Origin of the sequence: Undibacterium sp. YM2 (genome assembly GCF_009937975.1) — a bacterium.
Classification (GTDB): Bacteria; Pseudomonadota; Gammaproteobacteria; order Burkholderiales; family Burkholderiaceae_D; genus Undibacterium.
The window spans coordinates 5475116-5498308 of the sequence record NZ_AP018441.1 but is presented as its reverse complement, the minus strand read 5'-3'; the positions used below and the strand labels follow the sequence as shown (position 1 = coordinate 5498308).

Annotated in this window: 24 protein-coding genes; 16 read left to right on the top strand and 8 right to left on the bottom strand. The window is 51.4% G+C overall.

Features of this window, described 5'->3' with window-relative positions; genetic code table 11:
- Positions 1–14: 14 nt before the first annotated feature.
- From UNDYM_RS25200 to UNDYM_RS25185, 4 genes are read right to left on the bottom strand one after another with little or no spacing between them, the layout of a single operon-like run.
- The gene (locus UNDYM_RS25200; protein WP_162043579.1) at positions 15–593 is read right to left on the bottom strand and encodes a chalcone isomerase family protein; all 579 of its coding nucleotides are present in this window, start codon (positions 591–593) and stop codon (positions 15–17) included.
- A complete protein-coding gene (locus UNDYM_RS25195) occupies positions 590–1852 on the bottom strand; it encodes a cyclopropane-fatty-acyl-phospholipid synthase family protein (RefSeq protein ID WP_162043578.1) in 1263 nt (420 codons plus the stop codon). The genes UNDYM_RS25200 and UNDYM_RS25195 overlap by 4 nt, the downstream gene beginning before the upstream one ends.
- The gene (locus tag UNDYM_RS25190) at positions 1849–2673 is read right to left on the bottom strand and encodes a DUF1365 domain-containing protein (RefSeq protein WP_197740953.1); all 825 of its coding nucleotides are present in this window, start codon (positions 2671–2673) and stop codon (positions 1849–1851) included. Before UNDYM_RS25190 ends, UNDYM_RS25195 begins: the two co-directional genes overlap by 4 nt.
- A complete protein-coding gene (locus UNDYM_RS25185) occupies positions 2670–3971 on the bottom strand; it encodes an NAD(P)/FAD-dependent oxidoreductase (protein WP_162043577.1) in 1302 nt (433 codons plus the stop codon). Before UNDYM_RS25185 ends, UNDYM_RS25190 begins: the two co-directional genes overlap by 4 nt.
- A gap of 262 nt (positions 3972–4233) precedes the next feature.
- On the opposite strand from UNDYM_RS25185, the gene UNDYM_RS25180 reads away from it, so the two are divergent.
- Positions 4234–4854, top strand: coding sequence for a TetR/AcrR family transcriptional regulator (locus UNDYM_RS25180; RefSeq protein WP_162043576.1), 621 nt, complete (start codon positions 4234–4236; stop codon positions 4852–4854).
- Here UNDYM_RS25180 and UNDYM_RS25175 read toward each other — a convergent pair.
- The 3 genes from UNDYM_RS25175 to UNDYM_RS25165 all read right to left on the bottom strand — a co-directional run bounded on the left by UNDYM_RS25175 (position 4851) and on the right by UNDYM_RS25165 (position 7938).
- Positions 4851–5093, bottom strand: coding sequence for a DUF2783 domain-containing protein (locus UNDYM_RS25175; RefSeq protein ID WP_162043575.1), 243 nt, complete (start codon positions 5091–5093; stop codon positions 4851–4853). The two genes, UNDYM_RS25180 and UNDYM_RS25175, sit on opposite strands and share 4 nt — an antisense overlap.
- The gene (locus UNDYM_RS25170; RefSeq protein ID WP_162043574.1) at positions 5093–6769 is read right to left on the bottom strand and encodes an FAD-dependent oxidoreductase; all 1677 of its coding nucleotides are present in this window, start codon (positions 6767–6769) and stop codon (positions 5093–5095) included. Before UNDYM_RS25170 ends, UNDYM_RS25175 begins: the two co-directional genes overlap by 1 nt.
- Before the next feature lie 206 nt (positions 6770–6975).
- Entirely contained in the window at positions 6976–7938 is a 963-nt protein-coding gene (locus tag UNDYM_RS25165) for an MBL fold metallo-hydrolase (RefSeq protein WP_162043573.1), read from the bottom strand.
- Between the two features lie 130 nt (positions 7939–8068).
- Here UNDYM_RS25165 and UNDYM_RS25160 point away from each other — a divergent pair, with 130 nt between their 5' ends.
- Positions 8069–8866, top strand: a complete 798-nt coding sequence (locus UNDYM_RS25160; RefSeq protein ID WP_162043572.1) for an IclR family transcriptional regulator — start codon at positions 8069–8071, stop codon at positions 8864–8866.
- Between the two features lie 14 nt (positions 8867–8880).
- On the opposite strand, the gene UNDYM_RS25155 is transcribed toward UNDYM_RS25160, so the two are convergent.
- Positions 8881–9450 (bottom strand): glutathione peroxidase, encoded by a 570-nt coding sequence (locus UNDYM_RS25155; protein ID WP_162043571.1) that lies wholly within the window; start codon positions 9448–9450, stop codon positions 8881–8883.
- Positions 9451–9761: 311 nt separating this feature from the next.
- Between UNDYM_RS25155 and UNDYM_RS25150 the strand changes: the two genes are divergently transcribed.
- From UNDYM_RS25150 to UNDYM_RS25085, 14 genes are all read left to right on the top strand, one after another.
- Entirely contained in the window at positions 9762–10772 is a 1011-nt protein-coding gene (locus UNDYM_RS25150) for a sulfate ABC transporter substrate-binding protein (RefSeq protein WP_162043570.1), read from the top strand.
- Positions 10773–10864: 92 nt separating this feature from the next.
- Positions 10865–11371: an NADPH-dependent FMN reductase gene (ssuE, locus tag UNDYM_RS25145; RefSeq protein ID WP_370529394.1), complete on the top strand. Its 507-nt coding sequence runs from the start codon at positions 10865–10867 to the stop codon at positions 11369–11371.
- 130 nt (positions 11372–11501) lie between these two features.
- Complete coding sequence (locus tag UNDYM_RS25140; protein WP_162043569.1) at positions 11502–12488, top strand: sulfonate ABC transporter substrate-binding protein; 987 nt, start codon at positions 11502–11504, stop codon at positions 12486–12488.
- A gap of 8 nt (positions 12489–12496) precedes the next feature.
- The gene (locus UNDYM_RS25135; protein WP_232063591.1) at positions 12497–13474 is read left to right on the top strand and encodes a sulfonate ABC transporter substrate-binding protein; all 978 of its coding nucleotides are present in this window, start codon (positions 12497–12499) and stop codon (positions 13472–13474) included.
- Between the two features lie 142 nt (positions 13475–13616).
- The gene (ssuD, locus tag UNDYM_RS25130; RefSeq protein ID WP_197741945.1) at positions 13617–14762 is read left to right on the top strand and encodes an FMNH2-dependent alkanesulfonate monooxygenase; all 1146 of its coding nucleotides are present in this window, start codon (positions 13617–13619) and stop codon (positions 14760–14762) included.
- A gap of 18 nt (positions 14763–14780) precedes the next feature.
- Positions 14781–15656, top strand: coding sequence for an aliphatic sulfonate ABC transporter permease SsuC (ssuC, locus tag UNDYM_RS25125; protein WP_162044784.1), 876 nt, complete (start codon positions 14781–14783; stop codon positions 15654–15656).
- Entirely contained in the window at positions 15656–16582 is a 927-nt protein-coding gene (locus UNDYM_RS25120) for an ATP-binding cassette domain-containing protein (protein ID WP_174245000.1), read from the top strand. The genes ssuC and UNDYM_RS25120 overlap by 1 nt, the downstream gene beginning before the upstream one ends.
- A gap of 26 nt (positions 16583–16608) precedes the next feature.
- Positions 16609–16824, top strand: coding sequence for a molybdopterin-binding protein (locus UNDYM_RS25115; RefSeq protein ID WP_110256421.1), 216 nt, complete (start codon positions 16609–16611; stop codon positions 16822–16824).
- A gap of 24 nt (positions 16825–16848) precedes the next feature.
- Positions 16849–17694, top strand: coding sequence for an EAL domain-containing protein (locus tag UNDYM_RS25110; RefSeq protein WP_162043565.1), 846 nt, complete (start codon positions 16849–16851; stop codon positions 17692–17694).
- 274 nt (positions 17695–17968) lie between these two features.
- Positions 17969–18823 (top strand): sulfate ABC transporter permease subunit CysT, encoded by an 855-nt coding sequence (gene cysT / locus UNDYM_RS25105; protein ID WP_162043564.1) that lies wholly within the window; start codon positions 17969–17971, stop codon positions 18821–18823.
- 2 nt (positions 18824–18825) lie between these two features.
- Positions 18826–19731, top strand: coding sequence for a sulfate ABC transporter permease subunit CysW (cysW, locus tag UNDYM_RS25100; protein ID WP_162043563.1), 906 nt, complete (start codon positions 18826–18828; stop codon positions 19729–19731).
- An 18-nt stretch (positions 19732–19749) separates the two neighbouring features.
- Positions 19750–20814 carry a sulfate/molybdate ABC transporter ATP-binding protein gene (locus tag UNDYM_RS25095; protein ID WP_162043562.1) on the top strand — a complete coding sequence of 355 codons (1065 nt, stop codon included), beginning with the start codon at positions 19750–19752 and terminating at the stop codon, positions 20812–20814.
- Positions 20815–20853: 39 nt separating this feature from the next.
- Positions 20854–21786: a CysB family HTH-type transcriptional regulator gene (locus tag UNDYM_RS25090; RefSeq protein ID WP_162043561.1), complete on the top strand. Its 933-nt coding sequence runs from the start codon at positions 20854–20856 to the stop codon at positions 21784–21786.
- Between the two features lie 299 nt (positions 21787–22085).
- On the top strand, positions 22086–22949 hold the full coding sequence (locus UNDYM_RS25085) for a ferritin-like domain-containing protein (protein WP_162043560.1): 864 nt from the start codon (positions 22086–22088) through the stop codon (positions 22947–22949).
- Positions 22950–23193 lie beyond the last annotated feature (244 nt).

The window sequence follows — 23193 nt, the reverse complement described above, 5'->3', positions numbered from 1 at the left end:
TTTTGGCGGTGTGTTTAATTGACGCCAGCTTTGCTGCCCAGCAGCTTGCTACGCAAACTCTGTGCTGTAGTTTTTTTGTCCAACCATATTGCAAAGAAAGCATGGGCAAATTCTGCATCGCGTATCTCACCCAACAATTTCCCGTTCAAGTAAAACCTGGCAGCTTCTTTCGGCAGATAAATGCCGGTGATATGTGTACCCTGTTTGACGTCTGGAAAAATTGCTTTCATCTGTGTCAGCCAGCGCTCACGCTTTTCTGGCGTACCAAGCTTGAGTTTTTCTATTTCATCTATGCTGGCTTCAGCGATCTTGCTGCCGTACAAAGTGCGGGCATAGGCCAGGTCTAATGCAAACTTTTGTGGCTTGTCACTTTCCGGCTTATAGCCTTCAGGTAAAGACCACAAGCTCGCGTCGTAAATATGCAAGCCAAACCAGCGAAAACTGCCTGTACCTTGCAAGCTGGCCTGTGGGATTTCTTCACTGATGTGTGCCGGTACGTAACTCGTCGTTTTATCTTCCGCATACACAGTGATTACTGCACTTGACATCAGTAGTGAGAGAAAAAAACTGCGCACAACGAATGGGGCGTTCATTTTTTCCTCAATGTGAATTGCGTGACATTAATACTGCCAGCGCGGAAACCTGCTTCACAGTAAGCCAGGTAAAATTCCCAGGTACGTAGGAATTGATCATCGAAGCCCTGGACCTTGACCTGCGTCAATTTTTCCATGAATGCATGACGCCAGTGCAACAGGGTGCGTGCATAGTCGAGACCAAAATTATAGGTATCCAGTACCTCCATGCCGTAGCCTGCTGCCATCGCGTGGAATTTTTCTATGGATGGCAACATGCCGCCAGGGAAAATGTACTGCTGTATAAAGTCGGTACCCTTGCGGTAGCGGTCAAATAATTCATCCGCAATGACGATGCTCTGCACGCAGGCACGGCCACCCTGTTTCAGGTTGCGTTGCAGGCATTCAAAATAGCCTGGCCAATAGGCTTCGCCAACAGCTTCAAACATTTCTATCGAAGCGATGGCGTCATAGCTGCCGTTTGCATCACGATAGTCTTGTATGCGCAAATCACTTTGCGCATGCAGACCCGCATTGTGCAAGCGCGCGTGGGCATATTGCAATTGCTCGGTGGAGAGCGTCAGTCCAGTGACGTGGGCACCGGCATCACGTATCGCCATCTCGGCAAAGCCGCCCCAGCCGCAGCCTATTTCCAGTACTTTGGCATTTTCTGGTAAGGCCAGTTGATGCAGTATGCGGCGGTATTTTGCCAGTTGGGCTTCTTCCAGTGATTGCTCTTGCTCGCCAGAATAAATCGCGCTGGAGTAAGTCATTGTAGGGTCCAGCCACAGCTTGTAGAATTCATTGCCTATGTCGTAGTGGGCATGAATGTTTTTCTTGCTGCCACTGCGTGAATTGCGGTTCAGCAGATGCTTGATCCTGTAGATCAGATTGCCCCACCAGCTGCCGTAGATGACGCTTTCCAGTTGCTGGCGATTATGGGAAATCAGTTCTATCAGGCCGGTCAGGCTGCTGGTGGTCCAGTGCCCGTTTATATAGCTCTCGGCAAAACCGATGTCACCTGACTTGAGTACGGCGCGATACAACTCCCAGTCTTTCAGATGCAGGCTCACATGTTGCCAGCCTTCTGATGTGCGGCCAAAGCTGGCCGTCTGACCATCAGGGAATTGTATGGTCAGACAACCGTGCTCAAGCTTGTTCAGCAGGCTTAACACGAACCTGGCTTGCGCCGGGAAATGCTTGCTGTTCAGTGGAGCATTTTGTGCATTATTATCAGCTGCAGACGCGCCAGAGGTGAATGTGGGATGTAGGCTGCTCATCGGCTTAACTCTTCAGTAGGAGGAATAGGTTTGGAAAAAAAAGGCACACGTTTGATCCACAGGCGCAGTGCCTGCACATGGATACGCAGTACGACACCCAAGGTCATGAAGGGATAGCGCAGCATGACTCTGACGATTTGCATGTTGCTCATCACCTGTTCGCGGCCAGAAACACTGGTCAGCAATAAGGGGCCTTCTGCATCTTCGTAATCGATACGCGCCAGATGTTTTATGAGCGAATGTTGTGCGGCTTGTCCGCGCAAGTCTTGCTGAGCTTTCATGAAGCAGAAGCGATAGTTGCCCTCGACTTTGCAGAAAGGGGAAACATGGAAAATTTTCCTGGCTTGCAATTCTTCGCCATTGACCAGCTTGCCGCCGTTTTCCAACAGGTATAAATGTTTTTCACCAAAGGTATTGCGTACCTCGCACACCACCGCACGCAGCTCGCCATTCTGGCGATGACAAAACCAGAAAGACACAGGATTAAACACATAGCCAAACACACGTGGAAAGCATTGCAGCCAGATTTCTCCGTCAGCATCGCTGATGCCTTCGCTTTTCAGCAAAGCATCTATCCATTGCGCCAATGGCTGGCTGGCATCACCATGGTCACGTTCATGGAAAGACAGGGCATTGAAGCGATTCACAGAAAACAATTTGGGCGTACTCATGCGATTGATGTCCTTGATGTCACGCACAGGTACCCGGATAAAAAATACGCCATAGCGAAAAGCATTTTTTGCCGGACGCAAACGCTTGTGCATGACTTCACCCGTGCACAAGACGACCGCAGATTTGATGGCAGGCGTGTTCATGTTCATGCCGCACGTATCATTTTTTCGTAAGCTGCTTCTGCACGCGCGAGTATGGTTTCCGCGACGCGCAGACCTGACTTCAAGCCATCTTCATGGAAGCCATAGCCTGTCCAGGCGCCGGCAAACCAGATATTCCTCCTGCCCTGTATATTTGCTAGCTGGTTTTGTGCATTGATGGCCATTGCATCAAAGACCGGGTGGGAATAATCAAAGCTGTTGATAATACTGTCTGCAGCTGGTTCTACAATTGGATTCAGGGTGACGATGACAGGTGTCTTGAAAGGCAGGGGCTGCAATTGATTAATCAGGTAATGCACGCAGACACGCGGTTCGCTGCCGCTTTCGCTTTGATAATTCCAGGCTGACCAGGCTTTTTTGTTTTCCGGTAGCACGCTGGCATCAGTGTGCAGCACTGCCCGGTTGGGCTGGTATTTTACGGATGAAAGTATCTGACGCTCGGCCAGGTCAGCATCCGCCAGCAATTTCAGGCTTTGGTCGCTATGGCTGGCTAAAACCACATGCTCAAATACCTGGGTACCTTCTTCCGTCTTGACCGCAATGGCCCCCGCTGCTTTTTCGCGTACGCTTAAAACCGGGGTTTGCAAATGCTTGTGTGCGATGCCCGGCAAGATCTTTTCTACATACTGTCTTGCGCCACCTTTGACAGTTTGCCATTGCGGCCTGTCATTCACTTGCAATAAGCCATGGTTGTGGCAAAAAATCACGAAAGAAGACAGCGGAAAAGCCATCATCGTCTCAGTGGGGCAAGACCAGATACAGGCTGCCATGGGCAGCAAGTACCACTGGCGGAATTCTTTGCTATAGCCATGTTGATCAAGAAAGCTGCCCAGAGGCTGCTTGAAGTCTGGATGATCTTGCCCCGTTGCCAGCGCAGTCGTCTGCTTATTGAAGCGCAGGATATCGCGCAACATGCGTATGAAGGCCGGGTTCAGCAGATTGCGGCGTTGAGTGAATACAGTATCCAGATTGGCACCTGCCCATTCCAGCAGGCGGCTGCCATTTTTACCAACCGGCATCTTTACCGAAAAAGACATGTCTGTCGCAACTGTGGCGATGCCCAATTCCTTGAATAAGTTGACGAGCTTGGGATAGGTTTTGTGGTTGAACACCAGGAAGCCTGTATCAACACCATAAGTCTGGCCTTCCAGGCTGACATCTACCGTATGGGTATGGCCGCCAAAATAATCATTGGCTTCAAACAGGCTGATTTCATGCCCTGCTTTAGCAAGCTTGTATGCGCAAGACAGACCGGAGATGCCGGAACCGATGACAGCGATTTTCATAGTCTGAATTTATTGAAGAAAATAAAAAATATATTTATTGTAAAAATGCCACTTCTATCTGAGCTGTAACTATGGCAGAGCTGTATTCATATATACATACGCAAGCTTCAGTTGTTTGGATTCAGGTGTTTTTGATGTTGCCGTGACCGATAATTTATCTGGTAAAAGAGCTGCCATGGGTTAAAATATGACCATAAATTTCATTTTGTGACTCATCAGTCACAAAATATACTACAAAGTCTTTATTTGTGCAGAAAAAATAATGGAAATCCGTATTCCCTTTAAAAAACAACAGTTTGATGCGCGGGAAGAAGCCATCATTGATGCTGTCAATCGCCTTTTGTCAGAAAAAGGGTATGACTTGATGACCATGGATGATGTCGCCGATGCGGTGGGCATAGCCAAGGGCAGCCTGTACAAGCACTTTTCTTCCAAGGAAAAGCTGGCATCTGCAGCCATGACGCGGCTGCTGAAGGCGACCCAGGCTGAGCTGGATACCCTGGCGGCAGACATGCCAGCGATAGACAAGATCAGGCATATCCTGGCCTGGTCTTTGCGCTTGCGCCTGCAAGGTGGTGTGCCACATCTGCCTTCAACCAGTCTGGCCCTGCAACGCAGCCTGATGCTGAACCTGGATTACGTGATGGTGGCCTTGCGCGTCAACAAGCGCTTTTACGCGCTGGTCGCAGACGCCAGAAAACAGGGCGCATTGACGCCGCTGGTGCCGGATGACGTGCTGGTCTATACCCTGTATTCACGCGCCTGTGACCCAACCATGGAATTTTTATTGCGTGACAAGCGTTTGACGCATGAGCAAATCGTTGATGCCATGGTGCATGCGACCATAGGTGGGTTTTTGTCGAATGAAGCGAGGAAAGCTTAAGTTGCTGAAGTTGATTCTTGTTTTGTGGCAGCCAGGCGCAGCGCTTCCTGCAAGACACTGATGTCACCTATGTGATTTGCCAGCAGCAAGATCAATCTTGCATTCAGGGAGGAGCTAGCTTCATCGCTGAGGTCGCGGTGGCTGTCTATCAATAACTGATAAAAATCATCACCCGCACTGTAATCACGTTGCGCTGATTTGTCTGGGTAATGGAAATTGGCTTGCAGGTTCAAAGGCATCATGCCACTCCTGATGAATTGCCGCAGGCAGTTTGTACTGCCTTGCGTACCTGATTGAGTTCAAATTGTTGCCAGCGTGCAGTCAGATGTTGATCAGGCCTGAGCAAGTGATAGCTGCCATTGCCAGCACCATAACGTTGGTGTAGCAGACCCTTGATGTCGGCCAGAACCTGGTGGCCATCACGTGAACTTTCCTGTTTGCTGATGATGATCGTGGCTACTGGAATTTCCTCCTGTTCCAAAGCCTTGATCGCTGCCAGATGTGCATCAGGAATGTCAGATACAGCATCGCAAAAATACAGACCATGAAAAACTGGTCGCAAATAATCGATCAGGAAACCTGATTTTTTTTGATTAATAACCGGCCCATCTTCAAACGGCGCACCAGGCTGCAGAGCTGTATCAAACTCTTCACTGTCTTCTGTATTCAAATTCGATTCCGACAAGATGGCAGGTACAGACAAACGTCCGGAATTGACCAGTTTGCGCGCAAATGCATGTTCCTGGACCAGGCTCAATACGGCATTGCGAAAGCATTTGCTGACAGCACTCTTGGGTGTGATGAAATCAGTAGAGCGCGTCGAATTTAGCAGATTTTCATCTGCTGCAAATACACGTTCATCGGAATACGTATCCAGCAGGCTATCTGGTGCTTTGCCATCAACAACCAGCTTCAGTTTCCACACCAGATTGTCTGCATCCTGTATGCCGGAATTGGCACCGCGTGCGCCAAAGGGAGAAACCTGATGTGCAGCGTCGCCAGCAAACAGCACACGGCCATGGCGGAATTTTTCCATGCGCCTACACTGGAAGGTATACACACTGACCCATTCGAGCTCAAATTCCCTGTCGTCACCAAGCATGGCCTTGATGCGTGGTATCACGTTTTCGGGTTTGCGCTCTTCCACCGGGTCGGCATCCCAGCCCAGTTGAAAGTCTATGCGCCAGACGTTGTCTGCTTCGCGGTGTAGCAGTACCGATTGATTGGGGTGAAAGGGGGGATCAAACCAGAACCAGCGCTCTGCCGGAAAATCTGCTTTCATGACGACATCGGCGATCAGGAAGCGGTCCATGAAAACCTTGCCTTCGACTTCCAGCCCCAGCATCTGGCGCAAGGGGCTGCGTGCACCATCGCAGGCGATCAGCCAGTCGGCTTGCAGGCTGTAATCACCCTCTGGTGTGCTTATCTGCAAGGTAGAAAAATCATCGCTTTGCTCAATCGCAGTGACACGGCTTTTCCAGCGCAACTCTATGCCGAGTTCCATCGCCCGCTGCACCAGAAAATCTTCCAGATAATATTGCTGCAAATTCACCATGCCAGGGTGCTTGTGATCAGGCGCAGGCAAAAGATTGAAATTGAATACTTCATCCTTGCGAAAAAAAGTGCGCCCGACATTCCACTCCACACCCTTGTTACGCACCGCCGCTGCCACACCGAGCCTGTCGAGTATCTCCAGTGTACGCTTGGCGTAGCATAAGCCGCGTGAACCTACCGACACTGTATCATCATCATCCAGCACGAGCACATCCAGCCCCTGCAATTGGCAATCTATCGCCGCTGCCAAACCAACAGGGCCAGCACCGACGATGACAACCTTGCGGCGCGTGATTTCCTTCGTCTGCAACTCCGCTGGAGTCACAAAAGGGAATTTTTGATATTGATAAGTGCTAAGCAAAATGCGGCTCCCACTAATGCATCAAAGAGAAGAAAAAAGACACAGAGATGTATGCTTAATTACGACAGAAAAAAGATTTCATTTACTTTTCTCTGTGGTGTAGCAGGGAATTCGAGCGGCGTGCCGCTCGCCTGCGTAACGCAGACTGCCTGCAAGCAGTCTTTCCTCCCTCTGTGCCTCTGTGTTGAGAGGTCTTGAACTTAAAACTATCCCTCCAAACTCTTCCACATCTCAACATCCCTCTCCGCCGTCCACACGCGCGGATCAACATGCCCCGACGCTTCATCAAACGCCCGCGTTACATCAAACGGCAGGCAGTGATCAAAAATCACCCAGTGGCCGTACTTGGGTTTCAGTGTCGCATAGGTATTCTTGTAGATGGTATTCAGGTCATGCTGCTGTTGCTGCCCTGCCTTGACGCTGGCAAACAAATCGCTGATGAAAGACCGGGTTTCACTCAGGCCCGCTGCCACCAGTTCGGGCGAAGTCAGGGCGGCACCGCGACCTGGTACCAGTTTGTCGGCTCGCATGGCTTCCAGATTGCTCAGGGTTTGCGGCCAGTCTGAATAATAGGCATCGCCGGCATACGGTGTAGCACCAAATTCAACCAGATCGCCAGAGAACAAGACTTTTTCCTGTGGCAACCAGACGATGGTGTCGCCTTTGGTATGGCCACGCCCGACCTGCATGATTTTCACTTCCAGCTTGCCCAGCCAGATCGACATTTCGCCCTTGAAGGTGATGGTCGGCCAGGTCAGACCGGGTACGCTTTCCACCGCACGGAACAGGCGTGGGAAGCGGCCTATCTCGCTCTTCATGTCGGCTTCGCCACGTTCAACAATCAGGTCATAGGTATCGCGGCTGGCGATGATATGCTCAAGGCCTTCGGCCACGTAGCCGCTGGCACCTAGCACCCTTACCGCGTGGTAATGCGACATCACGACGTACTTGATAGGCTTGTCGGTGATTTCACGTATGCGGCGCACGACATCCTGCGCCATGATGGGCGTGGCCTGGGTATCGATGACCATGACGGCATCGTCGCCGATAATGATGCCGGTATTGGGGTCACCCTCGGCCGTATAGGCATAGGCATGTTCGGACAGTTGCTGGAAGCTGACTTTCTTTTCTTCCAGATCGGCGTGAGAGGCAAATTGCTTGGTGCTCATGGGGATAACCTTTGAGAAGTGTTGTACTCAAGATAGAGGAGATGTTATTGGATAAGAATAAGCATTAATTCGTTATTTGTAAATGCATTTGTTAATAGTAAAATGAATTCATGTTAATCAAGGGGCAGCCATGACAGAGAAAAACAAAGAAAGACGCGGCATAGGCGCGATCGAGGTCGGCGGCCTGATCCTGAATGCCCTGGTCAGCTCTGGTCGCGCCATGTCGCTGGGGGATCTGGCGCGTGAGAGTGGTATGCCAGCATCGAAGGCGCATGCCTATCTGGTCAGCTTTGGCAAACTCGGCCTGGTCGAGCAGGATGCGGCGACCGGTGCTTACCAGCTAGGCCCCTTTGCCTTGCAGATGGGCCTGGTCAGTCTGCAACAAATGTCGCCCGTCAAACTGGCGATACCAGAGATCACCCGCCTTGCTGCTGCCACGGATCACACCGTGGCGCTGGCGGTATGGGGCAGCCATGGCCCTACCGTGGTGTATATCGCAGAATCGAGCAGGCCCATCCATGTGAACATGCATGCGGGCTCGGTCATGTCCATGCTGGGTACGGCAACGGGGCTGGTGTTTTCTGCCTTCTTGCCGCAAGCCCTGGTCGATAAGGTGATTGCCAGGGAACTCAGGGATGAGCTGGTGATAGGGCAGGCTGGCGTGCAGATGAAACCTCAGGATATCGCCAGCGTACTGGCCGAGGTAAGAGAGCAGGGGCTGGCAAGGGCGCAGGGTTTGCCAATACCGGGCATCAACGCCTTCAGTGCGCCGGTCTTCAATCATGCCCAGGCACTGAGCCTGGTGATTACTGCCACCGGCCCCAAGGGTAGTTTTGATACGGAATGGAATGGTGAACTGGCACAGGCTTTGCGCGCCAGTGCCAGTGCTATATCACGTCAGTTGGGCCATGTGCCCAAGCTTTTATAGGGATCAAGCAGGAGTTACTGTGCAGACAGTGCCTTTTCTACATCGGCGACCAGTTTCTTGTCGTCTGGCGTGGTCACGCTGGAGTAGGCCGCAACGACATTGCCTTTGCGGTCTATCAGGTATTTATAAAAATTCCATTTTGGTGTCGTGCCGGTCGCCTTGATTAACTGCGCATACATGGGATTGACATCCTTGCCCATGACAGAAGACTTGCTGAACATGGGGAATTTCACGCCATAGGTATTAAAGCAGAAATCAGCAATCTGCTTGTCATTGCCCGGTTCCTGCTTGCCAAAATCATTCGATGGAAAACCGAGCACCACCAGGCCCTTGTCGGCGTACTTGGCCGACATCGCTTCCAGACCTTCATATTGCTTGGTAAAACCACAATAACTGGCAGTATTGACCACCAGTGCCACCTTGCCCTTGTACTGGCAAAGGTCTTGCGGCGCTTCATCTTGCAGGCGCTTGAATTTGTGATTCAGCACGGCCGGGCAGGCATCACCGGTATCAGCCCACGCTCCCAATGAGCAAGTAATCAAACCCAGAAAAACAGCAACTTGAATTGGTGTGCGTCGCAGCATGGCTAACTCCTGAAAAAGAGAATGTCATCTTAGCTCAGTCCTGAGGAAATAAATAGCTTGGAGACCAAGTGTTTGATGAACGGCAGTTATGATTGTTTCAATAAAAGAAACAGGTGCAAGTGATATATAACTTAATTCAGCTTTCGCTTTGTGCCTCTGTGCTCATTCCGTGTTGAGCTTTTCGGTCTTCATCATGATGAGCGCCATATACCAAAAACACATATAAAACATCGAAACACTTCGTTTTAATTTATATAGAGCCGTTTTATCCTGTACTCCTCATAAAAATTATTACTTCCCTGGACTTAGAGATGACGATCAAAAAGATAATCCTCGCAACAAGCATCGTAGCCAGTTTTGCATCATTTGGCGCAGTAGCTGCAGACATCAACCTGCTCAATGTTTCCTATGACCCTACCCGTGAGTTATATCAGGATGTAAACCAGGCTTTTGCCAAGCAATGGAAAGCCAAAACCGGTGACAATGTCACCATCAAACAATCCCATGGTGGTTCTGGCAAGCAGGCACGTGCCGTGATTGATGGCCTCGATGCTGACATGGTCACGCTGGCACTGGCCTATGACACTGATGCGCTGGCTGAAAAAGGCTTGCTCGACAAAGCCTGGCAAAAACGCTTGCCACACAATGCCTCGCCTTATTCTTCTACCATCGTATTCCTGGTACGCAAGGGTAATCCCAAGGGTATCAAGGACTGGGCAGACATCGTCAAGCCTGGCGTAGCCGTGATCACGCCTAATCCTAAAACTTCAGGTGGTGCACGCTGGAACCATCTGGCAGCCTGGGGTTATGCCCTGAAACTGCCAGGCGGCAGCGAAGCGACGGCAAAAGAGTTTTTGTCCAAGCTGTATAAAAACGTACCGGTGCTGGATTCTGGTGCACGTGGTGCCACCACGACTTTTGTTGAACGTGGCATAGGTGATGTCTTGCTGGCGTGGGAAAACGAAGCCCTGCTGGCAATCAAGGAACTGGGCCCGGACAAGGTGGAAATTGTTGCCCCATCGACCAGTATTCTGGCCGAACCTTCGGTCGCTGTTGTTGATAAAGTAGCCGACCGCCGTGGCACCCGCAAAGTGGCAGAAGCTTATCTGAACTATCTGTATACCGATGAAGGTCAGGACACGATAGCCAAGCACTACTATCGTCCGACCACAGAAAAAGCCTCGAAAAAATATGCAGCGCAATTCCCTAAAGTGAAACTGTTCACGATAGATGACACTTTCGGCGGCTGGACCAAGGCGCAAAAAGAGCATTTTGCTGACGGCGGTATCTTTGACCAGATCTATCAGCCAGGCAAAAAATAAGCTTTAGTAAAAACCGGAGGCAAGAACATGCGCATCTTATTGCTATCGGGAAGCCCGTCTTCCCCTCACGCTCAGCCAGATTGCTGAATCACGTGGGTATCAAGCTCAATGGACTGGGGCAGCGTACCAGCAGTCTGCATGTCAGGGACTTGCCTGCCCAGGCTTTGATGCATGCCGACTTTTCTGATCCTGAATTGTCGGCAGCCAAAAGCCTGCTGGCAAAAGCAGATGCGGTAGTCATCGCTACACCTATCTACAAAGCGGCTTACAGTGGTTTGCTGAAAAGTTTCCTGGATATTCTGCCGCAGGATGGTCTCGCCGGTAAGCTGGTATTACCTCTCGCGACCGGCGGCAGCCAGTCACATATGCTGGCACTTGATTATGGCTTGCGCCCGGTACTTGCGTCGCTGTCGGCCCGGCATATCCTGCCCAGTATTTATGCGACAGATGCACAAGTGAGCTGGTCAGAGCTGCAAGGTTTGCAGCTGGATACGGCGATACAGCAAAGGGTAGAAGATGGTGTGCAGCTCCTGCTTGATAGCCTGAGTATTTTGCGACCATCAGTAAGAACAGAAGCAGAACTGGTTTTACCTTGTTGACCCTGGCAAAACATAGCCGCATTGCTACAGGACTGAGCAAGTACCCGCTCTAACATCATTTACTAAAAACCTTTCTTTCATGCTGGCACCCCGGCAGGGGGAAGTCTTGTCCAAAATATGAAAGCAGAACATGAGCCGCAAAATTCAAATTACCAGCAAGGAAAAACGTCTTACCCTGAGCCGTCTGTCGGCCTTGACCACGGCCGCTTTGAGCGTGGTTTTGCCCAAAGCCTTTGCCCAGGACAAGGCAAAGACCAGTCTGCGCATAGGGTATCAGAAGTATGGAACACTGACGGTGCTCAAGGGGACAGGGGCGCTGGATAAGCGTCTGGCTGCCCAGGGTGTCGATGTCAAATGGACAGAGTTTCCCGCTGGCCCGCAATTGCTGGAAGGTTTGAATGTAGGCAGTATCGATTTTGGTACCACAGGTGAAGCACCACCAATTTTTGCCCAGGCTGCCGGTGCAGATTTGCTGTATGTCGGCAATGAGCCGCCAGCACCAGGTGGTGAAGCTGTCATTGTGCCCAAGAATTCTCCTTTGAAATCAGCAGCAGACCTCAAGGGTAAAAAAATAGTCTTGAACAAGGGTTCCAATGTGCATTACCTGCTGGTCAAGGTGCTGGAAAAAGCAGGCCTGAATTACAAGGATGTCGAAGTTATCTTCCTGCCGCCCGCCGATGCACGCGCAGCATTTGAGCGTGGCAGTGTTGATGCCTGGGCGATCTGGGACCCTTTCCTGGCGGCGGCTGAAAAACAACTAGGGGCAAGAATACTGGTCGATGGCAAAGGTGCGGTCAGCAATCACCAGTTTTATCTGGCTGCGCGGCCCTATGCACAAAAAAGCCCTGAAATCTTACGCATCGTTCTCGAAGAGTTGGCCAAGGTCGATGACTGGGCAGCGAAAAACCACAAGGAAGTTGCCAGCATATTGGCCACGCAAACCGGGCTGGAAACCAGCATCGTGGAATTATCCACTTCCCGTTTTGGTTTTGGCGTCAAACCTTTGACTGAACAAGTCATCAAGGAACAGCAAAGCATAGCAGATACCTTTGCTGACTTGAAACTGATACCCAAGCGCATCAATATCCGCGATGCAGTATTTGCGGTCAAGACCTGAGGCTGATGATGAAATTGTCTGCCATCCGCCGCTTGCTATTGACTCTTGCTTTGAGCAGCGTACTGCCTGCGAGCAGCTTTGCAGCCAGTGCCGACTTACCTAAAGAATTACCCAAAGAGTTACGTATAGGTTTTCAAAAAAGCTCAGTCAACCTGACCTTGCTAAAACACAGGCAGGCGCTGGAACAGCAATTGAAAGGTGTCAAAGTCACCTGGTTTGAATTTACTGCAGGCCCACAAATGCTGGAAGCCCTGTCAGTTGGCAGCATAGACTTTGCCACCACGGGCGAGCCGCCACCTATCTTTGCCCAGTCAGCGGGCAGCAATCTGGTGTATGTCGGTGCTGAACCGGCCAAGCCTGGTGTCAGCGCGATTCTGGTGAAACCTGATTCAGGCATACGCACGCTGGCAGAATTGAAAGGCAAGAAAATCGCCTTTCAAAAAGGCTCAAGTGCGCATTACCACGTCTTGCGCGCTGTACAGCAGGCTGGTTTGCAATGGTCAGACATCACGCCTGTGTATCTGGCACCGGCTGATGCCAGAGCAGCTTTCGAGCGTGGCAGTGTCGATGTCTGGGCGATCTGGGACCCGTACTGGGCCGCGATTGAGCAAAGCGCAGCACCAAGAATACTGGCGACAGGCAAGGGCTTGGTCAACAATCTGTCTCACTATTTGTCTGCCCGCAGCTTTGCTGACAAATATCCCAAAGTCATACAAGTACTGTTTGAAGAACTGACGCGCAGCGATACCTTCGTACAAAAGAACCGCGATGAAGCTGTTGCCATCATAGCCGCCAGCACGGGCCTGGATAAACCAACCATCGCCAGCTTTCTGGAACGTCGGCCACGTTCTCCAGTGGTGTATTTGACCCAGAACATCGTCGATGAACAGCAAAGAGTGGCTGACAATTTTTATCAACAAAAATTGATACCCAAAGCAGTCAATGTGCGTGATGCCGTGTGGCTGCCACCGGGCACCAAACTATGAGAGGCTCTCGCAAAAATAATCTGGCGTTGTTGCGCCGTCTTGCCGTGCTAAAGCACTGTCTGCGCCGACGACGCCTAGCCAGATTAATTTTGCAAAAGCCTCTAACTATGACACTAGAAAAATACAGGAGCAAATAATGAGTTTGAATATATTCTGGTTTATTCCCACCCACGGTGATAGTCGCTATCTGGGGACGACACATGGCGCGCGTGAAGTCAATTATGACTACCTGAAGCAGATTGCGGTGGCTGCCGACACCCAGGGTTTTGACGGTGTACTCTTGCCTACTGGCCGCTCTTGCGAAGATGCCTGGGTGGTAGCCTCCAGCCTTATAGGCGCGACCAGCAAACTCAAATTTCTAGTGGCGATACGCCCCGGTTTGAGCAGCCCCGGCCTGGCAGTGCGCATGGCCGCGACCTTTGACCGTTTATCCAAGGGGCGTTTACTGATCAATATCGTCACCGGTGGTGATCAGGGTGAGCTGGAAGCTGATGGTGTATTTGCCGATCATGAAAAGCGTTATGAAATCACCGAAGAGTTCTTGCGCGTCTGGCGTGCGTCACTGGCTGGCGAAGGTGGTGACGCCGGTTATGATTTCGAAGGCGAGCACATTACCGTCAAGGGCGCAAAAACCTTGTACCCGGCGATACAAAAACCTTATCCGCCGCTGTATTTTGGTGGTTCTTCTGAACCGGCACATGAGCTGGCAGCAGAGCAGGTCGATGTTTACCTGACCTGGGGTGAGCCACCGGCAGCAGTAGCCGCCAAGATCGCCGACATGCGTGAGCGCGCAGCCAAGCATGGCAGGACTTTACGCTTTGGCATACGTTTGCATGTAATTGTGCGTGAGACCAACGATGAAGCCTGGAAAGCTGCAGATGACCTGATCCGTTACGTCGATGATGAAGTCATTGCCCGTGCACAAAAAGCTTTTGCCAAAATGGATTCAGTTGGCCAGCAACGCATGATCGCCCTGCATGGCGGCAAGCGCGACAAGCTGGAAGTGTCGCCCAACTTGTGGGCCGGTGTCGGTCTGGTGCGCGGTGGTGCAGGTACTGCGCTGGTTGGCGACCCTGAAACCGTGGCCGCACGCATCAAGGAATATCAGGCGCTTGGCATCGACACCTTTATTTTCTCGGGCTACCCGCATCTGGAAGAATCCTACCGTTTTTCAGAACTGGTATTCCCGCTGATAGGCAAGACTGTGCCCGGTGTTTCCACCAGCCTGACTGGCCCGTTTGGTGAAGTCATGGCCAATGGCATCGTCCCCAAGGTATCGCAAAGCTAGGGAGGCAATATGGGACCAATGATTACTGAAGTGAGTGAATTTGCTGCTACCTATGCGCAGGGTGACTCCAGCCATGCAGCACAGTTTGCCGCAAAAAAACCAGATGTCTTTCGCCAGGTCAGCGTGCGTCTGCTGAAGCGGGGTTTGCCCTGGCTGGTGCCAGTAACATTGATCCTGTTCTGGCAACTGGCAGCGCAGACTGGCTGGTTGTCCAGCCGTATCTTGCCTGAACCGCTGGCAGTGGTAAAAGCATTCTGGACTCTTGCTGCTTCCGGCGAAATCTGGGTACATGCCAAGACCAGTTTATGGCGGGCGATATCCGGCTTTGCCGTCGGCGGTGGGCTGGGGCTGTTGCTGGGTTTGCTGACAGGCAGTTTTCGTTTTGCAGAGACCTTGCTAGACACAACGCTGCAAATGGTCAGGAATATTCCTGCGCTGGCCTTGATACCGCTGGTGATCTTATGGTTTGGTATCGATGAAATGGCCAAGCTGTTCCTGGTGTCGGTGGGCGTGTTTTTTCCTGTCTATCTGAATACTTTTCACGGCATACGTACTGTCGATAAGGGCTTGATAGAAATGGCGCAAAGCTATGGCTTATCTGGCTGGGCTTTATACCGCGATGTGATCTTGCCGGGTGCGCTGCCTTCAATACTGGTGGGTGTGCGTTTTTCTCTGGGCTTGGTGTGGGTTTTGCTGATCGTTGCAGAAACCATTTCTGCCCAGGCAGGCATAGGTTATATGACCATGAATGCCCGTGAATTTTTACAAACCGATGTGGTGCTGGTCGGCATATTGTTATACGCCTTGCTGGGCAAGCTGGCCGATGTGCTGTCGCGTGGGCTTGAACAGTATTGCCTGCGCTGGCATCCGGGCTATCAGGGGAGGGCAGCATGATGCGTCAATTTTCAGAGTTTTCCATCAGTGCCGTTCCAGACATCATCGCCCTGCGCGACGAACTTGATGGTGGCTGGGAGCAGACTGCCAAAGGTGAATGGTCGCCAGGGACTGAAACCGCCCAGAACGCAGGGAGTACGTCAGCTAGCAGCGGTACCGCACTCAGTCTGCGCCTCATACAAAAATCGTATCAGGGACGGCAGGTATTGAAGTCATTGAATCTGCAGATTGCTGCAGGTGAGTTTGTCGCCGTCATAGGCCGTAGCGGCTGCGGCAAGAGTACCTTGCTGCGCCTGATTGCCGGCCTGGAAAAAGCCGATAGCGGCATCCTTGAATTTGCTGAGGGAAAAGCAAAACCAGATACCAGGGTGATGTTTCAGGATTCGCGCCTGCTGCCGTGGAAGTCTGTTATCGCCAACGTCGCACTGGGTCTGGGCAGTGACAAGACCAGGGCCCGTCAGGCTCTGGAAAAGGTCGCGCTGGCAGAGCGCGCTGACGAGTGGCCATCGGTATTGTCCGGTGGCCAACGTCAGCGTGTTGCGCTGGCAAGAGCGCTGGTGCATGAACCAGCCTTGTTGCTGCTTGATGAACCATTGGGGGCACTCGATGCACTGACCCGCATAGAGATGCAAAACCTGATTGAAAGCCTGTGGCAACAACGCGGGTTCACTGCTGTGCTGGTGACACATGATGTACAAGAGGCTATCGCCCTGGCAGACCGCGTGATCCTGATAGAGGATGGGCAGATCACGCTGGATACCCGTATCGACTTGCCCCGCCCACGGGCGCGTGGCAATCCAAAATTTGCCGAGCTGGAAGACCGTATCTTGCAGCGCGTTTTACAAAAACCTTCAGCCGCACCAGACACCGAACTGGGTGATGTGTCTTTGTTGAGGACCGTCAATCAGGTTGCATGGGCAATCTGATTGTTTCACTAATTTAAGGAATTATCATGAGCATACAAGCTATCAACGTCCGTAATCAATTTCGCGGCAAAATCAAGGCCATCATCGAAGGATCTGTCGTGTCTGAAGTCGATGTTGAGACACCCGCAGGCATCGTCACTTCTGTCATTACTACACGCTCCATCAAAGACTTGAACCTGGTCATCGGTTCAGAAGTCGTGGCGCTGGTAAAGGCGACAGAAGTTTCTATCGCCAAGTTATAGATAGAATTTTAAGCTGAGGCAGGCATGCATTCTCCCGCATTGCAAAACTACCTGAGTCGTCTGCAAAGTACGCTGGCCACCACCAATTTGTGGCTGGATGAACAAGGGCGTGCGCGCGGACGTTATTTTAATTCCACCCTGACCAGCGCCTTCCAGGCCATACGCGCTGGGGATGATGGCCGTATCGTAGCTTATGAGGCCTATGCACGTAGCTATGCCAGCGATGACCAGGGCCTGAATATCTGGAAATTGCTGGAAAATGCTGCCAATGATGATGAGTCGGTAGAGTTGGACAGGCTGTGCCGGCTCTTGCACACCCTGAATTTTTACCGGCAGCCAGAAAGTGCCAAGCTGGACTTATACCTGAGTGTGCATAGCCGCTTGCTGGCAGCAGTGGAGGGTAATCATGGCATGGCATTCCGCCGCATTCTTGATGTGCTGGAATTGCCACATCCAGATATCGTCTTGCAACTGCCTTTGATCACACCCAGTCAGCGCTGGGTCTTGACCCACGTTGCTGAGAATTACCGGCGCAATGGTTTCCGCATAGGCTTGCATGCGGCCAGTCTGGAGCAAGCCCTTGATTTACTGGACCGCATACGGCCTTCATCTATCAAGGTCGATATCAGTCTCGCCAACGATGCAGGTGCCCAGGTGCGTTTGTTGGAGCAGGCTGACCGGGCACAGTGTCACATTATTTTCCGCCGCATAGAAAACCAGAAGCGTCTGCAGGCATTGCGTGAGGCCAACCAGACTGCCAGCCCTTATCTGGTACAGGGTTTCTTGTTTGATTTGCCCAAAGCGGCATTATTAAGCCGCGAAGAAAGCAAGCTGAGCTTCCATTACGAAGAAGAATTCAAACTCGCCTGAGATTTTTCATCTCAACAACTAACGCAGAGATCATCGATGCAGATGCTTGCAGCGGTGTCTCTGCGTTTTTGCGCTTTCTGCATATGCAAAACCGAAAAATGCCTGATTCATCGTCAATCCAATGACTTTTGAATAATTTTTTGGCATTTTTGCCCATTAGCGTCTAATCTATATGCGAAAAACGCATGTAAGCATAAGAAAAAATTCGTTTTCTATATAACAAAATACTGGGAAGATTGCTCATCGATAGTCATATCTGTAATAAAGGCTAAGCATGGCGCAGTTTCCAGGATCAAATAAAAAGGCTAGACGGGTGATACCCGGCTTTCAGCTTTCTCTGGGTTTCACCCTGTTTTATCTGGGCTTGATTGTCCTGATACCGCTTTCTGCCGTCTTCCTGAAAACCTTCACCATGACCTGGGAAGCTTTCTGGAATACCGTCACTTCTGACCGTGTGATGGCTTCTTACCGCCTGACTTTTGGTGCATCTCTGCTGGGTGCGCTGATCAACGTCTTCTTTGGCGGCATCGTTGCCTGGGTGCTGGTGCGCTACAAGTTTCCTGGCAAGCGCCTCATCGATGCACTGGTGGATTTGCCATTTGCGCTGCCCACCGCTGTGGCAGGCATTACGCTGGCAACCCTGTATGCACCCAATGGATGGATAGGCAAATTGCTGACACCATTGGGCATCAAGGTTGCCTACACGCCTCTCGGTATTTTGATTGCGCTGACATTCATCGGCCTGCCTTTCGTCGTGCGTACCGTACAACCGGTATTGGAAGAAGCTGAAAAAGAATTGGAAGAAGCCGCCATCAGTCTGGGTGCCAGTCATCTGCAGACATTTTTGCGCGTGATCTTGCCCAGCATAATACCGGCTTTGCTGACGGGTTTTGCACTGGCCTTTGCCCGCGCCACCGGTGAATATGGCTCAGTGATTTTTATCGCTGGCAACATGCCCATGGTTTCTGAAATTACGCCGCTATTCATGATTACCAAACTCGAACAATATGATTATGCCGGGGCGACAGCGATAGCTGTGGTCATGCTCTTGCTATCGTTCACCTTGCTGCTGACGATTAATGCGTTGCAGGCATGGACGCGCAGCCGCCAAAATGCAGGGAGGGATTGATCATGACGACAGCCGCCATCAACACGCCAGTCAAGACACCCATCACTGCACGCAGGCATGAGCCGGTGATAACCCCAGCGGCAACGCTGGAACCGTTGTGGGTACGCATCGTCTTGACCGTGACTGCATTGCTGTTCCTGACCCTGTTTTTATTCATTCCACTGGCAGCCGTTTTTGCTGAGGCACTGAAAAAGGGCTGGGAAGTTTACCTGGCAGCGATAGTAGAAGCAGATGCCTTGTCAGCCATCAAACTGACCCTGATAGCTGCAGGCATAGCCGTGCCGCTGAACCTGGTGTTTGGTGTAGCGGCAGCCTGGACTATCGCCAAGTTTGAATTCCGTGGCAAGAATGTTTTGCTGACGCTGATTGATTTGCCGTTCTCGGTGTCACCGGTTATTTCTGGCCTGATCTATGTCTTGCTGTTTGGTGCACAGGGCTGGTTTGGTGAATGGCTGCGTGATCATGAAATCAAGATTTTGTTTGCGGTACCCGGTATTGTGCTCGCAACCATCTTCGTGACTTTTCCATTCGTCGCCCGTGAATTGATACCGCTGATGCAGGCGCAGGGTAGCGAAGAAGAAGAGGCTGCACTGGTGCTCGGCGCATCTGGCTGGAAGACTTTCTGGTACGTGACCTTGCCGAATATTAAATGGGGTTTGCTGTATGGCGTGATCCTGTGTAATGCGCGTGCCATGGGCGAGTTTGGTGCGGTATCGGTAGTGTCTGGCCATATCCGTGGCGAGACCAATACCATGCCGCTGCAAGTCGAGATTTTATATAACGAGTACAACTTCACCGCCGCCTTTGCTGTCGCGTCACTGCTGACCTTGCTGGCTTTGCTGACACTCGCGTTGAAAACATTAGTCGAATGGCGCACCAATGAAAACCGCCAATTGCCGCAAGAATAGAGAGAGAAGGGGTTCACCGTGAGTATCGCTGTTAATCAATTACAAAAACGCTTTGGTAGTTTTACCGCACTGGACAATGTCTCGCTGGATTTTCCTAATGGTGAACTGACCGCCTTGCTGGGACCATCTGGTTGCGGCAAGACCACGCTGCTGCGCATCATCGCCGGTCTGGAATATGCTGACAGTGGCCAGGTTTTGCTCGACGGGCAAGATGCCTCTGCGCAGCATGTGCGTGAACGCCAGGTTGGCTTTGTATTCCAGCACTATGCCTTGTTCAAGCACATGACGATTTTTGAAAATATCGCTTTTGGCCTGCGCGTCAAGCCACGCCATTTGCGTCCTTCAGAAAGCGAGATCAAAGAAAAAGTTACCAAGCTGCTGGAACTGGTGCAACTCGACTGGCTGGCTGACCGTTATCCACCGCAATTGTCAGGTGGCCAGCGTCAGCGTATTGCGCTGGCACGTGCATTGGCAGTAGAACCGCGCGTGCTTTTGCTGGACGAGCCTTTCGGCGCGCTCGATGCCAAGGTGCGCAAGGAATTGCGTCGCTGGTTGCGTCGTCTGCATGATGAATTGCATGTCACCAGTATTTTCGTCACGCATGATCAGGAAGAAGCACTGGAAGTGGCTGACAAGATCGTGCTCATGAACCACGGCAAGGTCGAGCAGGTTGGTGCCCCGGCTGAGGTATATCACCATCCGGCCACGCCTTTTGTGTATGGTTTCCTGGGTAATGTGAACCTGTTCCGTGGCCGTATCCATGAAGGCATACTCGATGCCGGTGGAGTGCCTTTTGAAGCACCTGGCCATGCCGATACCCGTGATGCTTTTGGTACCGGTTATGTACGCCCGCATGAACTTGAAATAGACCGTTATTCGCCCGGTGCGGCAGGTCTCAATGTGCAACTGCGCCGCGTCCACAGCATAGGCCCGCTGGCTCAACTGGAACTGGAAAGAGATGACAACGGCGAACTGGTCGAAGCCATGATTTCTACAGAACGCTATGAACAACTGAAACTCAAAGTTGGTGAAGCCTTGGTAGTGCGCCCCAAACGCCTGCATGTCTTTGTCGATACCCAATAAATAGTGAATACGAAATAATAAATAAAAATAAGGTGCCTTATGAATTTCCAACAATTACGCTCTATCCGTGAAGCTTCACGCCGTGGTTACAACCTGACTGAAGTGGCAAATGTGCTGTTCACTTCCCAGCCCGGCGTCAGCCGCCAGATCCGTGAACTGGAAGAAGAACTTGGCGTCGACATATTCGAGCGTAATGGCAAACGCCTGACTGGCCTGACAGAGCCAGGCAAGGACATATTGCCCATCATAGAAAGATTGCTGCTGGAAGCAGAAAACCTGCGCCAGGCTGGCGAGGACTATTCTGACCAGTCCAAAGGCACGCTGACAATCGCTACTACCCATACCCAGGCGCGCTATGTGCTGCCCAAGGTGGTACAAGGCTTCCGCCAGGCTTTCCCTGAAGTGCGCATCGCCCTGCAACAAAGTTCCCCGGAACATATTGCTGAATGGGTGTTGTCTGGCAAGGCCGATATCGGTATTGCGACTGAGGGGCTGTCACAGTTCAAGGACCTGGCTTCTTTTGCCTGTTATGAATGGAATCACGTAGTCGTCGTGCCAGAAGGTCATCCACTCCTGAGCAAGGAAGAACTGACGCTGGAAGACCTGTCGAATTGTCCACTGATTACCTATGATGTAGGTTTCACCGGTCGTGGTCATATTGATGACGCATTCCGCCTGGCTGGCTTGCGCACCGATATCGTCCTGACTGCGATGGATTCTGACGTTATCCAGCAGTATGTGGCGCTGGGTCTGGGCGTGGGTCTGGTGGCTTCTATGGCAATAGAAGTGCAACGTGCACATGGTTTGAGGACTATTTCTGCCAGTCATTTGTTTGCATCGAATGTGACACGTCTGGCGGTACGTCGTGGTGCCTATCTGCGTGCTTATACCTATGAATTCATACAACAGTTTGCGCCTAACCTGGACAGGGACGAGGTTAGGCAGGCAGTAAGTGAAAACGAAATAGCGTAGACTTGCGCAAAACCGCCCCAGCTGCGTTGCAGCTCCTAGCCGTACTAAAGTACTGTCTTCGTCGCTACGGTGCAATCGGGGTTTCGGACAACATGTTGTCCGCCGATGAAACGAAGGTCCCTTGCAAGGGACCTTTCCCAGGCAAGGCCTTGCTGGGACAATTTTGCGCAAGTCTTATTTTTCTGTTGTGTTCCCGCCTAAATTTTAAGCAATTCAGGCACTGTCGTGAAGGCGTCACATCTCTCTGGTAAAATTAGGCAAATTATTCTAATTTCCGCAATTTTTATCAGAGGTTGACCATGCTTTACCCTGAATTGTTTAAGTCTTTGGAGCAAGTGCGCTGGAATATGGAGTCAGACATCCCCTGGGATAAGTATGACGCCAGCAAACTGACACCTGAACAGGCGCAAACCATCAAGATGAATGCCATCACCGAATGGTCTGCCTTACCTGCGACTGAGATGTTTTTGCGTGATAACCGTGGCGACAGTGACTTTTGTGCCTTCATGTCCATCTGGTTTTTTGAAGAACAAAAGCATTCCCTGGTCCTGATGGAGTACCTGCGCCGCTTCCATCCTGAACTGGTGCCGACAGAAAAAGAACTCGACAATGTGCGTTTCGAGTTCGACCCCGCACCACCGCTGGAAACCCTGATGTTGCATTTCTGCGGCGAGATACGCCTGAACCACTGGTACCGCTGCGCATCTGACTGGCACACCGAGCCTGTCATCAAGCATATCTACAAAATCATCAGCCAGGACGAAGCACGCCATGGCGGTGCTTATCTGCGCTACATGAAAAAATCCCTGGCTGAAGTCGGCGATGTAGCCCGTGCTGCGTTTTCCAAGATCGGCGTCCTGATGGCGTCCGCCAGACGTACGGAAAAACCTTTGCACCCGACCAACTTGCATGTGAACCAGGCATTATTCCCTAACGACACCATACAATCACGCCTGCCTGATCCAGACTGGCTGGAACGCTGGCTAGACGGCCAGATCAAGTTCGATGGTGTGTGGGAAAAGAAAGTTGTCGATCGCATCCTGCACAATATGTCGCTGCTGTTCGAGCGTACTTTCGAAACCGTGCAAGACTTGAACCGCTATCGCAAGGAAGTCGCGCAAAGATTGGTTATTTTGCCTGGCAGCTTGCCTAGTGCGGCATAAACCTGGTTTGAAGCTGTACAATCGCCGCTAATCATTAGCGGCTTTTTTTTATAAATTCAAGACCGTTCAACACAGAGACACAGAGGTAGCACAGAGGGGCACAGAGAAATTCAAGAGAGAAAATAAACGCGAATGTTTGCAATTCGTAGGTTGGGCTACGTTTCACCAGCCCAACACTCGGCGTAAAAATAACGTATTCGTTTATCAAAGGCACAGTGTTGGGCTGGTAAACCGTAGCCCAACC

Coding starts and splice junctions, on each gene's coding strand:
- UNDYM_RS25160 (WP_162043572.1), top strand. CDS start 8,069: ATGACAGAGAAAAACAAAGAAAGACGCGGCATAGGCGCGATCGAGGTC.
- UNDYM_RS25120 (WP_174245000.1), top strand. CDS start 15,656: ATGCGTCAATTTTCAGAGTTTTCCATCAGTGCCGTTCCAGACATCATC.
- UNDYM_RS25200 (WP_162043579.1), bottom strand. CDS start 593: ATGAACGCCCCATTCGTTGTGCGCAGTTTTTTTCTCTCACTACTGATG.
- UNDYM_RS25190 (WP_197740953.1), bottom strand. CDS start 2,673: ATGAACATGAACACGCCTGCCATCAAATCTGCGGTCGTCTTGTGCACG.
- UNDYM_RS25115 (WP_110256421.1), top strand. CDS start 16,609: ATGAGCATACAAGCTATCAACGTCCGTAATCAATTTCGCGGCAAAATC.
- UNDYM_RS25135 (WP_232063591.1), top strand. CDS start 12,497: ATGAAATTGTCTGCCATCCGCCGCTTGCTATTGACTCTTGCTTTGAGC.
- cysT (WP_162043564.1), top strand. CDS start 17,969: ATGGCGCAGTTTCCAGGATCAAATAAAAAGGCTAGACGGGTGATACCC.
- UNDYM_RS25090 (WP_162043561.1), top strand. CDS start 20,854: ATGAATTTCCAACAATTACGCTCTATCCGTGAAGCTTCACGCCGTGGT.
- UNDYM_RS25110 (WP_162043565.1), top strand. CDS start 16,849: ATGCATTCTCCCGCATTGCAAAACTACCTGAGTCGTCTGCAAAGTACG.
- UNDYM_RS25150 (WP_162043570.1), top strand. CDS start 9,762: ATGACGATCAAAAAGATAATCCTCGCAACAAGCATCGTAGCCAGTTTT.
- UNDYM_RS25195 (WP_162043578.1), bottom strand. CDS start 1,852: ATGAGCAGCCTACATCCCACATTCACCTCTGGCGCGTCTGCAGCTGAT.
- UNDYM_RS25140 (WP_162043569.1), top strand. CDS start 11,502: ATGAGCCGCAAAATTCAAATTACCAGCAAGGAAAAACGTCTTACCCTG.
- UNDYM_RS25185 (WP_162043577.1), bottom strand. CDS start 3,971: ATGAAAATCGCTGTCATCGGTTCCGGCATCTCCGGTCTGTCTTGCGCA.
- ssuC (WP_162044784.1), top strand. CDS start 14,781: ATGATTACTGAAGTGAGTGAATTTGCTGCTACCTATGCGCAGGGTGAC.
- UNDYM_RS25085 (WP_162043560.1), top strand. CDS start 22,086: ATGCTTTACCCTGAATTGTTTAAGTCTTTGGAGCAAGTGCGCTGGAAT.
- UNDYM_RS25175 (WP_162043575.1), bottom strand. CDS start 5,093: ATGCCTTTGAACCTGCAAGCCAATTTCCATTACCCAGACAAATCAGCG.
- UNDYM_RS25180 (WP_162043576.1), top strand. CDS start 4,234: ATGGAAATCCGTATTCCCTTTAAAAAACAACAGTTTGATGCGCGGGAA.
- UNDYM_RS25155 (WP_162043571.1), bottom strand. CDS start 9,450: ATGCTGCGACGCACACCAATTCAAGTTGCTGTTTTTCTGGGTTTGATT.
- cysW (WP_162043563.1), top strand. CDS start 18,826: ATGACGACAGCCGCCATCAACACGCCAGTCAAGACACCCATCACTGCA.
- UNDYM_RS25165 (WP_162043573.1), bottom strand. CDS start 7,938: ATGAGCACCAAGCAATTTGCCTCTCACGCCGATCTGGAAGAAAAGAAA.